We start from the raw sequence: 15,265 nt of genomic DNA, 5'->3' as shown, positions 1-15,265 counted from the left end.
CGAAAGTCTTCTGGTCAGTGCGCTGCCCGGCCCAGGTGGCTCCCGAGTCCCAGGGCGGCGCTACGACGTCCGCCCTACGCGGGACCTTCCGGCACCGGCGCCGTCGCGGCGGCGGTCGCACCGGCCGGTTGCGGCTCGGGCGCTGCCTCGTGGTCGGGCGCGAGCGGGTCGGTCACCGTCCCGGTCTCTTCATCGAACAGCCCCTGCGCCAGCCTGGTCACCGCTACGGGGACCGGCGGCGCCAGGTCGGCCACGGCGCGGAGACCGGACAGGACGTCGTCGGGTCGTACGGCAGGCGTCACGTGCCGAACAACCAGCCGCAGTATCGCACAGGGCCGGTCGTTCGGCCTATCAACCGCGGCATTGTCGTCGTCCACCTCGAGGCGGACGACGGCGGGGCGGGCGTCGAAGGTGCGCATGCCGTTCTTGGTCAGCCGCTGGACCTCGACGGTCCCGGCCGCGTTGAACGCCGCCACGGCGCGCTCGGCGTCCGCCGGGTCCACGCCGTCCAGCCGCAGCTCCCAGACGGAGGCCGTCAGCCGGTCGGCGAGCCCGGAGGTGCGTGCCTCGACCGCCTCGACGACGTCGAGCCCGGCGGGCAGCGACTCGTCGAGGAGGGCGCGCAGTTTCTCGGGGTCGCGCGGCTCGGTGAGGGCGATCTCCAGGTACTCCGCCTCGCTGCCCGTGCCGGTGGGTGCGGCATTGGCGTACGACACCTTCGGGTGCGGCGTGAACCCGGCCGAGTACGCCATGGGCACCTCGGCGCGGCGCAGCGCACGCTCGAAGGCGCGCTGGAAGTCGCGGTGGCTGGTGAACCTCAGGCGGCCGCGCTTGGTGTAGCGCAGTCGGATGCGCTGCACCACGGGTGCGGGCGGCGGGCCTTCGGGCTGTCGCTTGCCCAGTGTCGTCAGTCCTTCGTGAGAGCGGTCGTACTTCTCTCCAGAGTACGTGCACCGGTGGCCGTGGGTTCCCGGCGCGGTGCCCGTTCCGGCGCGCGGGGCTCCCCGAGGAGGGCCCGCCGCAGGTCGGCGCGGGTCTGCCGCAGGGTGCCGCGGGCGGCGGCGAGGGCCTGCCGTGCGATACGGCCCGTGGCGCGTACGGCCTCGGCGGCGGGCCGCAGCACCATGTCCCGCACCGCGTCCCGCACCACGTGCCCGACCGGGGTCAGCACGTGCAGGTACACCCACTTCAGCGGCGCGACGAGGAGCCACCGCGCGAGGGTCGCGAGGAGGCGCCCGACGGCGCGCGAGACCCGCCCCGCGACCCGCCACGCGTGCGCCAGCCCCTCCCCCGCCTCGCGGGCGGCGACGGCCAGCAGCCGCCCGGCGGGCGCCAGCACCCACCGCCACAGCACCAGCAGCGGAAGAACGACGAGCACCCGGAGCGTCCCGTACAGGACGAACCCGACACCGGCGGCCACCAGACCCACCAGCCGCACGAGCCCCTTCGCACACCAGGCGACGGCCCGTCCGACGGGCGCCAGCACCCACGCGTACAGCCGGCGGGCGGGTACGTCGACCAGGTACCGCCCGAGCCACGCCCCGGCCGCGTACAGGCCGAGACCGACGGCGGCGAGCACCGCGCCGAGCCCCCGGCCCACCCACGCGATCCCCCGGCCCGCCCACGCGAGCACGTGGCCGACGGGTGTCAGCGCCCACCGGTACAGCCACCCCGCCGGCACGACCACCAGCACGTGCCCGAGCCGGGCCAGCCCCTGTCCGAGCCGGGCCAGTCCCCGACCGAGGCGGGCCGGCAGACGTCCCGCCGGCAGGACGGCACACCGCCACAGCCCCACCAGCGGCTGCACGACCAGCGCGCGCCCGAGCCGCCGCAGCGCCCGCCCCGCCGGCCGCAGCACGGTGTCGTGGCCGAACCGCCCCGCCGCGACGGCCGCGTCCCACGCCACCCGCACCGGCAGCACCAGGACGAACACGGCGATCCGCACGGGCAGCCGGACCGCGACGACGAGACACCCCTGCGACGGCTGCTTCGCCGGTGTGGACTGGTCGAGTTCCATACCCGCCAGGACGCTTCGGCGAGCCCGTCCGGATGCAGCTCCCATGGCCCTCCCACGGCCCTCCCGTCGCCCTCCCGCGTCGCCGTCCGGCCACGGTTGCGGCCCGTGCGGGACGGTCGTTCCCTGGAATTGCGGGAACGACGGGAACGACCGGAACCGATCGGCGACGCCGCCCGCAGCCACCCGCTCGACGTGGAGGTGACCCACGTGAAAGCCGTCGTCTACGAAAAACCCTTCAGCGTGACCGTGCGGGAGGTCGACGATCCGCAGATCCAGCACCCCAACGACGTGATCGTACGGGTCACGTCGTCCGCCATCTGCGGTTCCGACCTGCACATGTACGAAGGCCGCACAGCGGCCGAGGCGGGCATCGTCTTCGGGCACGAGAACCTCGGCATCATCGAGGAGGTGGGGTCCGGCGTGACCTCCCTGTCCGAAGGCGACCGGGTCGTGATGCCTTTCAACGTCGCCTGCGGTTTCTGCAAGAACTGCCTGGCCGGCAAGACCGGTTTCTGCCTGACGGTGAACCCGGGCTTCGCCGGCGGCGCCTACGGATACGTGGCGATGGGCCCGTTCCTCGGCGGTCAGGCGGAGCGGGTGCGCGTCCCGTACGCCGACTTCAACTGCCTGAAACTGCCGCCGGGTGACGAGTTCGAGACCGATTTCGTGCTGCTCGCCGACATCTTCCCGACCGGCTACCACGGCTGCGAACTCGCCCAGGTCTCCCCGGGCGAGACCGTCGCCGTCTACGGCGCGGGACCGGTGGGCCTGATGGCCGCCTACTCGGCGCTGCTGCGCGGCGCGGCGAAGGTGTTCGTCGTCGACCGGGTGCCCGAGCGGCTGGCCAAGGCGGAGGAGATCGGCGCCATCCCGATCGACTTCACCCAGGGCGACCCGGCCGAGCAGATCAAGGAGCAGACGGGAGGAGAGGGAACCGACAAGGGCGTCGACGCGGTCGGCTACCAGGCGCAGGCACACGACGCCAGCCACGAGGAGCCCGCGGTCGTCCTGAACTCGCTCGTCGAGACGGTCCGGCCGACCGGCATGCTCGGCGTGCCGGGCCTGTACGTGCCGTCCGACCCGGGCGCGCCCGACGAGCACGCCAAGCACGGCCAACTCCTGGTGTCCATCGGCAGGATGTTCGAAAAGGGCCAGCAGATGGGCACCGGCCAGTGCAACGTCAAGCGGTACAACCGCCAGCTGCGCGACCTGATCATCGCCGGCCGGGCCAAGCCCAGCTTCGTGGTCTCCCACGAACTGCCGCTGGAGGAGGCCCCGCAGGCGTACGAGAAGTTCGACAAGCGCATCGAGGGCTACACGAAGGTGGTCCTGCACCCCGGCCACGCCCTCGCGGCGTAACCCCGCACCCCACGGCGCGCACCCATCCACGCGCACCCACCCACGGGCGCCCGGTCGACCGGGCGCCCGTGACCGTGCGCCCGTGACCGTGCGCGCGTACCGCGGTGTCCTGACGCGATCGAGCCCCGGGCCGACGCCGGAGGCAGCGTCTCCGCGTCCTGGAACCTACCTCTTGACCGTCAGCGGCAGCAGCTTCCGGCCGGTCGGGCCGATCTGGATGTGGGTGTCCATCTGCGGGCACACCCCGCAGTCGAAGCACGGTGACCAGCGGCAGTCCTCGACCTCGGTCTCGTCGAGGGCGTCCTGCCAGTCCTCCCAGAGCCAGTCCTTGTCGAGGCCGGAGTCGAGGTGGTCCCAGGGCAGGACCTCCTCGTAGGTGCGCTCGCGGGTGGTGTACCAGTCGACGTCGACGCCGTACGGCTCCAGGGCCTTGGCGGCGCAGCTCATCCAGCGGTCGTAGGAGAAGTGCTCGCGCCAGCCGTCGAAGCGGCCGCCGTCCTCGTAGACGGCGCGGATGACGTCGCCGACGCGGCGGTCGCCGCGGGAGAGCAGGCCCTCGACGATGCCGGGCTTGCCGTCGTGGTAGCGGAAGCCGATGGAGCGGCCGTACTTCTTGTCGCTGCGGATCTTGTCGCGCAGCTTGGCCAGGCGGGCGTCGGTCTCCTCGGCGGAGAGCTGCGGGGCCCACTGGAAGGGGGTGTGGGGCTTGGGCACGAAGCCGCCGATGGAGACGGTGCAGCGGATGTCGTGGGAGCCGGAGACCTCGCGGCCCTTCTGGATGACGTGGGCGGCCATGTCGGCGATCTGCAGGACGTCCTCGTCGGTCTCGGTGGGCAGGCCGCACATGAAGTACAGCTTGACCTGGCGCCAGCCGTTGCCGTAGGCGGTGGCGACGGTCCGGATGAGGTCCTCCTCCGTGACCATCTTGTTGATGACCTTGCGGATGCGCTCGGTGGCGCCCTCGGGGGCGAAGGTGAGGCCGGAGCGGCGGCCGTTGCGGGTCAGCTCATTGGCCAGGTCGATGTTGAAGGCGTCCACGCGGGTGGAGGGCAGGGACAGGCCGACCTTGTCGTCCTCGTAGCGGTCGGCGAGGCCCTTGGCGATGTCGCCGATCTCGCTGTGGTCGGCGGAGGAGAGGGAGAGCAGGCCGACCTCCTCGAAGCCGGTCGCCCTCAGGCCCCGGTCCACCATCTCGCCGATGCCGGTGATGGAGCGCTCGCGCACCGGGCGGGTGATCATGCCGGCCTGGCAGAAGCGGCAGCCGCGGGTGCAGCCGCGGAAGATCTCCACCGACATGCGCTCGTGGACCGTCTCGGCGAGCGGGACGAGGGGCTGCTTGGGGTAGGGCCACTCGTCGAGGTCCATCACCGTGTGCTTGGAGACCCGCCAGGGCACGCCGGAGCGGTTGGGGACGACGCGGGCGATGCGGCCGTCGGGGAGGTATTCGACGTCGTAGAAGCCCGGGACGTACACCCCGCCGGTCCTCGCCAGGCGCAGCAGCAGTTCCTCGCGGCCGCCGGGGCGGCCCTCGGCCTTCCAGGCGCGGACGATGTCGGTGATCTCCAGGACGGCCTGCTCGCCGTCGCCGAGGACGGCCGCGTCGATGAAGTCGGCGATCGGCTCGGGGTTGAACGCGGCGTGGCCGCCGGCGATCACCACCGGGTCGTCGAGGGTGCGGTCGCGTGCCTCCAGGGGGATGCCGGCGAGGTCGAGGGCGGCCAGCAGGTTGGTGTAGCCGAGCTCGGTGGCGAAGGAGACGCCGAGCAGGTCGAAGGCGCGCACCGGGCGGTGGGCGTCGACCGTGAACTGCGGCACGCCGTGCTCGCGCATGAGCCGCTCGAGGTCGGGCCAGACGCTGTAGGTGCGCTCGGCCAGGACGCCGTCCTGCTCGTTGAGCACCTCGTAGAGGATCTGCACGCCCTGGTTGGGCAGGCCGACCTCGTAGGCGTCCGGGTACATCAGGGCCCAGCGCACGTCACAGGAGTGCCAGTCCTTCACGGTGGAGTTCAGCTCTCCGCCGACGTACTGGATCGGCTTCTGCACGTGCGGGAGCAGAGCTTCGAGCTGCGGAAACACAGACGGCACAGACTCTGCGGCTTCGGCGGGCATCTCGCTGACCTTCGTTGAGCTGGACGGCTTCTGTCAGGGGTGACCATCCAGACTAACCCGATCCGCGCGGCCCCCGTGCCGTCGTACGGCGGCGGGTGCGGGGCGGGCCAGCGACCAGGCTGACCGTGCCGTACGGAGCGGCGGGTACGGCGGCGGGTGCGGGGCGGGCCACGGCCGCCGCGTGGGGAGCGGGGCGGCCGTGGCCCGGTGCCGGGGGTGTGCTAAGCGCCGCCGCGCCGTGTGCCGTGGGTCTCGGCGAACACGGCCGCCATCAGCTCGCCGTCGAGCAGGGAGGCGTCGGCCAGGCGGGTCGCGGCGGTGTGGGACTGCAGCAGGGCCTTGGTCACGCGCAGGGCGGCGGCCGGGCGGCGCAGTACCGGGCGGGCCCAGGCGGTGACCGCCGCGTCGAGGTCGGCTTCGGTGGTGACCTTCTGGAGGATGGACAGGTGGAGGGCCTCCTCGGCGGTGATGGTGCGGCCGGTGAGGACGAGCTCGCGGACGCGGGCGGCGCCGACCTCGTTGAGGAGGCGGGGCAGCAGGCCGCCCCAGGCGACGGGGAGGCCGAGGGCGAGTTCGGGCAGGCGGAAGACGGCGGTGTCCGCGCCGACCCTGAGGTCGCAGGCGAGGGCGAGGGCGAGGCCCGCGCCGACGGCTCTGCCGTGGACCCGGGCGATGGTGACGGCCGGGTTGCCGGACAGGGCGTCGCACACGCGCCGCGCCTTGGTGCCGGAGAGGCGGATGCCGCCGCCGGCCGGGTCGTGGTCGAGGTGGCCGGCGAACTCGGTGCGGTCGCCGCCCAGGCAGAAGTCGTCCCCGGCGCCGGACAGCACCAGGACCCGGACGGCGGGGTCCTGGTCGTCGAGGACGGCGAGCAGGTCGTCGAGCATCGCGTCGGTGACGGCGTTGCCGTGCTCGGGCTGGTCGAGCCGGACGTGCAGGACGGGGCCGTCCTGCACGACGTGCAGGGTCTTCGGCATCCGGTCGGTCGGGAGCGTCCGGTCGGTCAGGGCGGGGGCGGTCATGTCGTCACGTCCAGGGAGGTGATGCGCCGGAACACCATGCGGGGCGCGTACGTGGGGGGCGCGGCGGGGCGCAGGGTGGGGAAACGTCTCAGCAGCTCGGTGAGCAGGGTGCGGGCCTCCAGGCGGGCGAGGGCGGCGCCGAGACAGTAGTGGATGCCGCCGCCGAAGGTGAGGTGGCCGCCCTTGCGCAGGATGTCGAAGGTGTGCGGGTCGGGGTTGCGCCGGGGGTCGTGGTTGGCGGCGCCGTACAGGACGTGGATCATCGTGTCCTTGGCCAGGGGGATGCCGGCCAGGAGGGTGTCGGCGGCGGCGACGCGGCTGTTGAGGTGGATGGGCGGGTCGTAGCGCAGGGTCTCGTCGATGGCGTCGTCGAGGTGCTCGGGGTGGCGGCGCAGGAAGGCGGCGCGGGCCGGGTCCTGGGTGAGTAACCACACGGCGTTGGTGAGCAGGGTCGCCGTCGTCTCCAGGGAGGCGATGGTCAGGAACATGGTGAGGTCGTAGATCACCTCGTCGGCGGCCCGCCGGTCGTCCGGGTACTGGGCGTCCCAGTGGTGGATCCAGCCGGTGAGGACATCGTTGCCGGGGTTCCTGCGCCGGTCGGCGATGAGCCGGGTGAAGAACTCCCGCATCTCCAGGGTGGCCCCGGCGGAGATCTCCAGTTCGCTCCTGGTGGGCAGGAGTTCCTGGGCGTGGACCTGGCGGTGGGTGAAGTCGACGATGTGGTCGTAGTGGTGCTCGGGGATGGCGAGCCAGTGCCCGATGGTGTGGATCGGAAGCCGGTCGCCGACGGTGGTGACGAAGTCGGCGCGGCCGTCGGCGCGCAGCCGGGCCTCCAGGTCGTCCAGGAGGGCGGTGACGTGCGCGGTGATGTGGGGGCGCAGTTCCTCGAGGGTGCGGCGGTCGAAGGGGTTGCCCAGGGACCGGCGCTGACACGTGTGCACGGGCGGGTTGAGCCGGGACAGTTTGCGGCTCATCTCCCGGGTGGCCGGGGCCTGCCAGCGCTCGGGGTCGGGTTGCCGTTCCTGCCAGGCCAGGTCGGGCACGAGCCAGTCGCGGCTGCGCAGGACGTGGTTGCACAGGTCGAACCCGGTGACGAAGTAGCCGCCCCAGGGGGCGGGTACGACGTCACCGAGGGCGCGCAGCTCCGCCCAGACGGGGAGGGGGTCGGCCTGTCCCTGTGGGGAACGCAGGCGGCGGAGAAGGGAGATGACGGCTCTGCGGTCGGTGGTGGTGCCGCTTATGTCGCCAACGGCGGTCACGCGAAGCTCCTTTTGGCTGGGCGCTACCGTTACCGGCGGAATCTACCCTTCCCCTCTCCCCTTCCATGTCGGCGCTGGGTGTTGCTCCCGTCACATGCCGTATGAATGACGGGCCGTCAGTAGTGTTGCCGGAGGGCTTGGTTGGACGGCTTGGTTGGACGGCTTGGTTGGACGTCGTGGGAGGCCGCGGCACGGCCGTGACGCGATCGCCGAGCGGCCGTGGTTCGGCCGTGGTTCGGTCGCCGAGCGGCCGTGTCGCGGCCGTGGTGTGTCGCCGAACGGCCGTGGAGCGGCCGCTGAGCGGTCTCAGACGCGGAACAGGTCCAGGAACGTGCTCCAGAATCCCTTGCGGCGCGACTCGTTCCGTGCCGACGGGGCCGGTGCGACCGGGGCCGGCCGGTCGGCGGCCGGGCGGTCCACGCGGTGCTGCGCGGCCGCGGCGAGGCGGGTGGCCGGGCTGGGGCTGAACCGCACGGGCAGGGTGGCCAGGGCGCGGTGGAAGGGGCCCGGGCGCCACTCCAGCTCCTTCTCCGGCACGGCCAGGGTGAGGTCGGGCAGCGCGTTGAGGAGCTTCTCGATCGCGGTGACGGCGATCACCTGGGCCGGGTCCTTGGCCGGGCAGGAGTGCGCGCCGGCGCCCCAGGCGAGGTGGGCGCCCCGGCTGCGGGCGCGGCGGGCCTCGGCGAGCGCGGGGTCGCTGTTGGCGCCCGCGAAGCTGATGACGACCGGGGTGTTCGCCTCGGCGACCACCCCGCCGAGGTCGACGTCCTGCACCGGGTAGTGGGTGGCGTAGTTGGCGATGGGCGGGTCGTTCCACAGGACGTGGTCGAGGGCCTCCTCCACCAGCAGGCCCGAGCCGCGGCCGGAGGCACCGGCGGACTCCTGGGACAGCAGCAGGAGCAGGGCGTTGCCGATGAGGTTGCGCTCGGGTTCCACGCCGGCGCCCATCAGCATCACCAGCTGGTCCTTGAGCTCCTCGTCGTTGAGGCCGGCGGGGTGCTGGATGAGCCAGGAGGTGACGTCGTCGCCGGGCTGCCGGCGCTTGAGCGCGATGAGCTCCATCAGACAGGCGGTGAGCTCCTCGTTGGCGCGCAGGGCGTCTTTGCCGTCGAAGATGGCGGACATGGCGCTGGTGAGGGTGTCGCCGATGTCGGCGGGGCAGCCGAAGAGCTTGTTGAACAGCAGCAGCGGCAGCAGCTTGGCGTAGTCGTTGAGGAGGTCGGCGCGGCCGAGTTCGCTGAACCGGTCGATCAGGTAGTCGGCGATCGGCTCCACGTCGCGGCGGATGCGGCTGATGTTGAGCCGGCCGAGGCTGTCGGTGACGGCCTTGCGCAGTCTCAGGTGGACGGCGCCGTCGGTGAACAGGCAGTTGGGCCGGTAGGCCATCATCGGCAGCACGGGGCTGTCCGGGGCGACGCGGCCCTCGTTCAGGGCGGCCCAGCGGCGGGCGTCCCGGGAGAACAGCGTCGGGTTCTGCAGCACCCGCAGCGCCATCTCGTGCTGGACGACGAGGGTGGCCTCCACTCCGGGGGCGAGTTCGACGGGGCCGGCCGGGCCGTGGGCGCGCAGCCGGTCGTAGACCTGCCGCGGGTCGGCGGCGAAGGCCGCGTCGTGCATCGGGCATCTGGCGCCGGCGGTGGCGGCCGTCTGCTGGGGGTCCATGGGCGGGTTTCCTTAACGTTCGGGGGCGGGCGTCCGGGCACGGGGCGGGCCCGAGGCCGTGCGGGTGGCCGGGGCCGTGCGGGTCCGGGGCCATCGGGGTGCGGGGCCCCGCGGACCTCGGGACCGTGCGGGGCGAGGGGCCGTGGGGCTCCTCGGGAAGCTGCCGGTCCAACGGCCGGTGCGCATCCGGGCCGGGTCCGTGCGGGACGCCGGAGCGGGGGTGCGCGGCCGGGGTCAGGCCGCGCGGTCGAGCAGGTGGCGGACGAGCGCGATCAGCGCCCGGCCGGAGGACTTGGGGTCGCGGGCGTCGCAGTGGACCACCGGCGTGTCCGGGAGCAGGTCGAGCGCCTCGCGGATCTCGGTCTCCTCGTAGTGGCGGTCCTGGTCGAAGGTGTTGACGGCGACGGCGTACTCCAGGCCGTACTCGTCGATCAGGTCGATGACGGGGAAGGTCTCCTCCAGCCGGGCCGGGTCGACCAGCAGCAGCGCGCCCAGGGCGCCGCGGGCCATGTCCTCCCACAGTTGCATGAAGCGTTGCTGGCCCGGCGTGCCGAACAGGTACAGCACGAGGTCGTCGTGCAGGGTGAGGCGGCCGAAGTCGAGGGCCACGGTGGTGGTGGTCTTGTCCGTCACCCCGCGCAGGTCGTCCACGTACACCGACGCCTGCGTCATCTTCTCCTCGGTGCGCAGCGGGGTGATCTCCGACAGCGAGCCGATGAACGTCGTCTTGCCGACGGCGAAGTGGCCCACCACGAGGATCTTCGCCGCGGTGGTCACCGCGCTGGAGACGTAGATGGAGCCGTCCTGCCGCGGTGCCGTGGCCGGCCCCGGGGGCTCAGCCGATGAGGGATTCGAGTCCATGCAGAACCTTCTCGAGGGTCGCTCGGTCAACGTGCTGGGCGCGCGGTGGCTCGGCGCGGCGCAGGAGGTGCCCCTGTTCGAATAAATCGGTCAGCAGCAGCCGGGCCACGCCGACCGGCAGGGACAGGTGGGCGGCCACCTCGGCCACGGACAGGTAGCCGCCCGCGCACAGCTCCCAGATGGCCCGCACCTCGGGGCCGGCGCCCAGCGGGAGCGTCCGGTCCGGGGCGATGGTGACCAGCGTGTGCAGCGACAGCTCGTCCGCCGAGGGCAGCCGGCGGCCGCCGGTGATGACGTAGGAGCGGACGAAGTCGCTGGTGACCGGTGCTTCCTCGCCGGGCGTGGTCATGCGTCGGCACCAGCGGTCCGGCGGGGGGCCGCGCTCAGCACCTTGCCCAGCGCGCTCACCGTCTTCTGCATGCGGAACGACATGGCCTCCATGTCGACGTCCAGGGCGGTGGAGACGGCCAGGTAGGCGCCGCTGCCCGCGGCGATGAGGAAGATCCAGCCCCCGTCGTACTCGATCAGGGTCTGCTTCCACAGGCCCTGCCCGGCCCCGACGAAGCCGGCGACCGCGCGGCTGAGGGACTGCATGGAGCTCATGGCCGCCGCGTTCTTCTCGGCGTCGTCCCGGCCGATGCTGTCCGACCGCTGCATCAGCAGGCCGTCCGCGGCGACGAGGATCGCGTGGCGGGCACCACGCACTTCCAGCACGTCGTTCAGCGCCCACGACAGATCGGGATTCACTGCTCCTGAGGTCCTTCCGTGAGGGGCATGTCCCGCCCAAGCTGCGTTCCGCGTGCAAAGGCCCCGAGGCGTGAGGCCGTGACCTCGCCCGTGTCCTCCGGCTCCGGTGCGGCGGGGGGCGGCGGTACGACGGCGACCGGACCGGTGCGGCGGCGCCGCTTGGGCAGGCCGCCCGCGGTGGTGCCGATGACCCGCGAGGGTCCGGGGGTGACCGGGGTCGGGCGCTGCGGTGCGGCCTCGGCCGCGGCGGTGGCCCGGCCGGCGGTGTCCGGCTCGGGGACCTCGGTGGTCAGCAGGTTCTCCGGCACCCGGATGACGGCCCGGACGCCGCCGTAGGGGGAGACGGAGTCGGCGGAGACGGAGAAGCCGTAGCGCGCGGCGAGCATGCCGCAGACGGCGAAGCCGAACTTGGGCGGGTCGCCGAGGCTGGTGATGTCGACGGTGCCGCCGGACAGCAGCTCCGCGGCCCGGTCCTTGGTCTCCTGGCTCATGCCGACGCCTGCGTCGTCCACGATCAGGCACACGCCGGTGGGCACGGCCTGGATGTTGACCTCGACGGGCGTGCCCGGGGCGCTGTACTTGGTGGCGTTGTCCAGCAGTTCCGCCAGGACGACGGCGACCGGTTCGACGGCCTTGCTGGTGATGGAGACGCTGACCTGGGAGTGGACGCCGACCCGGTCGTAGTCCTTGATGCGGCCCTGGGCGCTGCGGGCCACGTCGAATACGGTCGCGGCCCGCTCGCGCCGGCCGAGCCAGCCGCCGCACAGTACCGAAATGCCCTTGGCGCGCCGGCTGACCTGGGCGCCGGTGTGGTCGACGAGCATCAGGTCCGCCAGGACGCCGGTGTCGTCGCCGTATTTCTTCAGCAGGGAGTCCAGCAGCACCTGCTGCTCCTCGGCGAGGGACTGCAGGGTGCCCATCGCCGACTTCAGTACGGCCTTGGTGGCGGACTCGGCGTCCGCGCGCACCTCGGCGAGGTCGGCGGCGTACTGGGTCTGGACGGAGGTGAGCTGGTTGTGCAGGCGGCCGTTCTCCAGGTGGGCCGCGTCCAGTTCGCCGCGCAGGGCGCTGTTCTTTCTGCGCAGCGCCATGTTGGTTCTCCGGGCCCGCATCACTGCGAACACCGCAGTGACGAGCACCACCAGCAAGATCCACAACAGTGGATCTTGAATCCATGACGTCATGAGACTCTCTTCAAGTCGCCTCGCGGCGGACGGTGCGCGCCGGCACCCCCCGTCGCGACGGAGCCCTCAAGACTGTCCCCCGTGCACCGCGCATGACGCGCCGTCAGCCTCCGTAAAAGTGGGATGATCTTAACAAGCCCGGGTAACCCAACGGCCAATAAACAGCGCCTACTTGACAACCTACACAACAGCATTGCATTCACGGGCCGCGCGCCACAGCCCCGGCAGTTCCGCCTCCGCCTCGGCCGCGCGGCGCTCCTCACGGCCGTACAGCAGGCCGTAGCTGAACGCGCTCTCACCCGCCTGGTGCGCCTGAGCTGCCAGTTCGCGCAGCGCGCCGCGGGCCATCACACCGTCCTGGTGGTCGCCGAGCAGCTCCTGCAGCGCCTTCGTCGCCCGCACCAGCTCCGCGGCGCGCCCGCCGAGCACGGGTACGGCCGCCTCGGCCGCGTACCGGGTGCGCTTGGCCTTCTTGCGGGCCTCGTGCAGGGCCGTGTCCCGGTCGGTGCCGGGCGGCAGCGCCAGCGCCCGCTCCACGCGGGCGGCCAGCCGGCCGAAGTCCTCGCGGACCGCCTTGCCGAACACCTTCTTCGGCTTGCCCCGGGCCGCCGCGAGCAGCGGGGGGTCGGCGAGCAGGGCGTCGAGGGAGTCCAGCAGCGCCAGGTGGCGGCGGCCGTCGAGGGCGGCGACGAGCCGGCGGCGCGATCCGCCGCGGCGGGCGGTGGACCAGGTGCGCAGACGCGTGCGGACCGGGCCCACGACCAGGGAGCGGGACAGGCCGGCGACCGCGGCGGTGAGGCGTTCGGCGAGCACCTCCTGGTCGCGGCCCGCGCCGAGTTCGCCGGCGAGCCACTTCAGCTCCGCGCCGATCGGGTCGGTGACGCGGCGGTCCAGCACCTTGCCGTAGGAGCGCAGGACGCTGCGCAGCCGGCGGGTGGCGACCCGCATGGCGTGCACCGAGTCCGGTACGTCCCGCCGCACCGCCGGGTCGAGTGCGACGAGGTCGTCGCGCTGGGCGCGGACGTAGGCCAGGAGGTGGTGGCCGGCGGTGTCCTGCCGCCCGGCGGGCGCGGGCGGCGCCTGCGGGAGCGGCGGCCGGTCCTTCGGCGCGGTCTCGGCCAGTGCGCGGGCCGGCTTGGAGGGGGAGGCGGAGGGTTCCAGGCCCGCCTTGCGCAGCCGCTTGTCCACCTTGTCGAGGAACCCGGGGTCGCCGCCGTCGGCGAGCTCCACCTCGACCTCGGTCCACCGCGCCGATCCGCCTCCGTCGGTCAGCCGCTCGGCCCGCACCTCGTCCACGCTGATCTCGGCGAGCAACGCGCCGTCCGCGTCGAGGAGATGGCGCACCGCGCGCGCCGAGCGCAGCCGCACCACCGGTACCACCTCGGCGTCGCGGACGCGGGAGCGCAGCAGACCGGCCAGGGTGCGCGGCAGCGTGTCGGAGAGCGGGGCGCGGATCTCGTCCCGCACACCGGGCGCGACCGGGAACTTCAGGTGCCAGCCGGCGTCGGAGCCCCCGGTGCGACGGCGCAGGGTGACCCGGTGGGCGGCCAGGCGCAGGTCGGGGGTGTCGTAGTAGGTGGCGTCCAGCTCCGCCGATCCCTTGTCGACGACCTTCGCGACACCGGCGACACCAGTCAGGTCGGGCAGTCCGCCCCGGCCGGAGACGCTGGGCTCGTACTTCCGCTCGATCTCGCGCTTGGTCTCCGCCATGACCAGAATCTAGTCGCGAACAGGCCGGGACCGCAGCACCCCGCTCACTCCCGGTCGTCTCCGGTCGAGCGGCCCGTCCGGTTCACGGTCGAGCGGCCCGTCCGGTTCACGGTCGAGCGGCCCGTCCGGTTCACGCCGACAGCGGCCGCTCCGCCTTGATCGACTGCAGCAGGCCCACGGCCGTCCACACCGCGAACATCGACGAGCCGCCGTAGGAGACGAACGGCAGCGGCAGACCGGTGACCGGCATGATACCGAGCGTCATACCGATGTTCTCGAAGGTCTGGAAGGCGAACCAGGCGACGATCCCGGCGGCGACGACCGTGCCGTACAGTTCCGGTGTCTCGCGGGCGATCCGGCAGGCGCGCCACAGCACCACACCGAGCAGGAGGATGATCAGCCCGGCGCCCACGAAGCCGAGTTCCTCGCCGGCCACGGTGAAGACGAAGTCGGTCTGCTGCTCCGGCACGAACTGCCCGGTGGTCTGCGAGCCGTGGAAGAGGCCGGCGCCGGTCAGGCCGCCGGAGCCGATGGCGATGCGGGCCTGGTTGGTGTTGTAGCCGACGCCGGCCGGGTCGAGGTCGGGGTTGGCGAAGGCCGCGAAGCGGTTGATCTGGTACTCGTCCAGGATGTGCAGCTGCCACACCGCGACCGCGCCGATCGCGCCGGCGGCCAGCAGGCCGAACACCCAGCGGTTGGAGGCGCCCGAGGCGAGCAGCACGCCCAGCACGATGATCACCATGACCATCACCGACCCCAGGTCGGGCATGAGCATCACGATCAGCATGGGTACCGCGGCCAGGACCAGCGCCTGCAGGACGGTGCGGTGGTCGGGGTACTCCCGGTCGCCCGCGTCGACCCGGGCCGCGAGCAGCATCGCCATGCCCAGAATGATCGTGATCTTCACGAACTCCGAGGGCTGCAGGGAGAAACCGCCGCCGAACACGATCCAGGAGTGGGCGCCGTTGACCGTGGAGCCCAGCGGGGTGAGCACCAGCAGGATGCCGAACACCGAGACGCCGTACAGGATCGGCACGGCGGTGCGCAGGGTGCGGTGGCCCAGCCAGATCGTGCCGATCATCAGGGCGATGCCGATGCCGGTGTTCATCACGTGCCGGATCAGGAAGTAGTACGGGTCGCCCTGGTTGATCTCGGTGCGGTTGCGGGTCGCGGAGAACACCAGCAGCGAACCGATCACCGACAGCGCGAGCGCGGCCAGCAGCATCGGCCAGTCCAGCCGCCGGGCCACCGAGTCGCGGGCGAAGATGCGGGTCCAGCCGGCCCGCTCGGGCCCGTACCCGGAGACGGAGAAGCTGTTGCCCGTCATGCGAGCAC

General features: G+C 72.6%; 13 protein-coding genes. 1 reads left to right on the top strand and 12 read right to left on the bottom strand.

What is annotated here, in order from left to right; all coding sequences use genetic code 11:
• Positions 1-74: 74 nt before the first annotated feature.
• On the bottom strand, positions 75-860 hold the full coding sequence (locus IE225_RS03100; RefSeq protein ID WP_190056080.1) for a TIGR03936 family radical SAM-associated protein: 786 nt from the start codon (positions 858-860) through the stop codon (positions 75-77).
• A gap of 47 nt (positions 861-907) precedes the next feature.
• Positions 908-2,017: a hypothetical protein gene (locus IE225_RS03095; protein WP_190055739.1), complete on the bottom strand. Its 1,110-nt coding sequence runs from the start codon at positions 2,015-2,017 to the stop codon at positions 908-910.
• A gap of 207 nt (positions 2,018-2,224) precedes the next feature.
• On the opposite strand from IE225_RS03095, the gene IE225_RS03090 reads away from it, so the two are divergent.
• Positions 2,225-3,376 carry a glutathione-independent formaldehyde dehydrogenase gene (locus IE225_RS03090; protein ID WP_190056079.1) on the top strand — a complete coding sequence of 384 codons (1,152 nt, stop codon included), beginning with the start codon at positions 2,225-2,227 and terminating at the stop codon, positions 3,374-3,376.
• A 165-nt stretch (positions 3,377-3,541) separates the two neighbouring features.
• Here IE225_RS03090 and IE225_RS03085 read toward each other — a convergent pair whose 3' ends face one another.
• The 10 genes from IE225_RS03085 to rodA all read right to left on the bottom strand — a co-directional run bounded on the left by IE225_RS03085 (position 3,542) and on the right by rodA (position 15,257).
• Entirely contained in the window at positions 3,542-5,485 is a 1,944-nt protein-coding gene (locus tag IE225_RS03085; protein ID WP_190055738.1) for a TIGR03960 family B12-binding radical SAM protein, read from the bottom strand.
• Positions 5,486-5,706: 221 nt separating this feature from the next.
• On the bottom strand, positions 5,707-6,462 hold the full coding sequence (locus tag IE225_RS03080; protein WP_373303132.1) for an enoyl-CoA hydratase/isomerase family protein: 756 nt from the start codon (positions 6,460-6,462) through the stop codon (positions 5,707-5,709).
• Positions 6,463-6,503: 41 nt separating this feature from the next.
• Positions 6,504-7,766 (bottom strand): cytochrome P450, encoded by a 1,263-nt coding sequence (locus tag IE225_RS03075; RefSeq protein WP_190055736.1) that lies wholly within the window; start codon positions 7,764-7,766, stop codon positions 6,504-6,506.
• 306 nt (positions 7,767-8,072) lie between these two features.
• A complete protein-coding gene (locus IE225_RS03070) occupies positions 8,073-9,383 on the bottom strand; it encodes a cytochrome P450 family protein (protein WP_190056078.1) in 1,311 nt (436 codons plus the stop codon).
• 279 nt (positions 9,384-9,662) lie between these two features.
• Positions 9,663-10,289: a GTP-binding protein gene (locus tag IE225_RS03065; protein ID WP_190055735.1), complete on the bottom strand. Its 627-nt coding sequence runs from the start codon at positions 10,287-10,289 to the stop codon at positions 9,663-9,665.
• Positions 10,264-10,638, bottom strand: a complete 375-nt coding sequence (locus tag IE225_RS03060; RefSeq protein ID WP_190055734.1) for a DUF742 domain-containing protein — start codon at positions 10,636-10,638, stop codon at positions 10,264-10,266. Before IE225_RS03060 ends, IE225_RS03065 begins: the two co-directional genes overlap by 26 nt.
• Positions 10,635-11,036, bottom strand: a complete 402-nt coding sequence (locus IE225_RS03055) for a roadblock/LC7 domain-containing protein (protein ID WP_190055733.1) — start codon at positions 11,034-11,036, stop codon at positions 10,635-10,637. Before IE225_RS03055 ends, IE225_RS03060 begins: the two co-directional genes overlap by 4 nt.
• Complete coding sequence (locus IE225_RS03050; protein WP_190055732.1) at positions 11,033-12,220, bottom strand: ATP-binding protein; 1,188 nt, start codon at positions 12,218-12,220, stop codon at positions 11,033-11,035. Before IE225_RS03050 ends, IE225_RS03055 begins: the two co-directional genes overlap by 4 nt.
• A 180-nt stretch (positions 12,221-12,400) precedes the next feature.
• Positions 12,401-13,930, bottom strand: a complete 1,530-nt coding sequence (locus IE225_RS03045) for a CYTH and CHAD domain-containing protein (protein WP_190055731.1) — start codon at positions 13,928-13,930, stop codon at positions 12,401-12,403.
• Positions 13,931-14,060: 130 nt separating this feature from the next.
• On the bottom strand, positions 14,061-15,257 hold the full coding sequence (gene rodA, locus IE225_RS03040) for a rod shape-determining protein RodA (protein WP_190055730.1): 1,197 nt from the start codon (positions 15,255-15,257) through the stop codon (positions 14,061-14,063).
• Positions 15,258-15,265: the final 8 nt, after the last annotated feature.

Origin of the sequence: Streptomyces echinoruber (assembly GCF_014651135.1) — a bacterium.
In the GTDB taxonomy this organism is placed as follows: Bacteria; Actinomycetota; Actinomycetes; order Streptomycetales; family Streptomycetaceae; genus Streptomyces; species Streptomyces echinoruber.
This window is presented reverse-complemented; position numbering and strand designations above follow the sequence as displayed.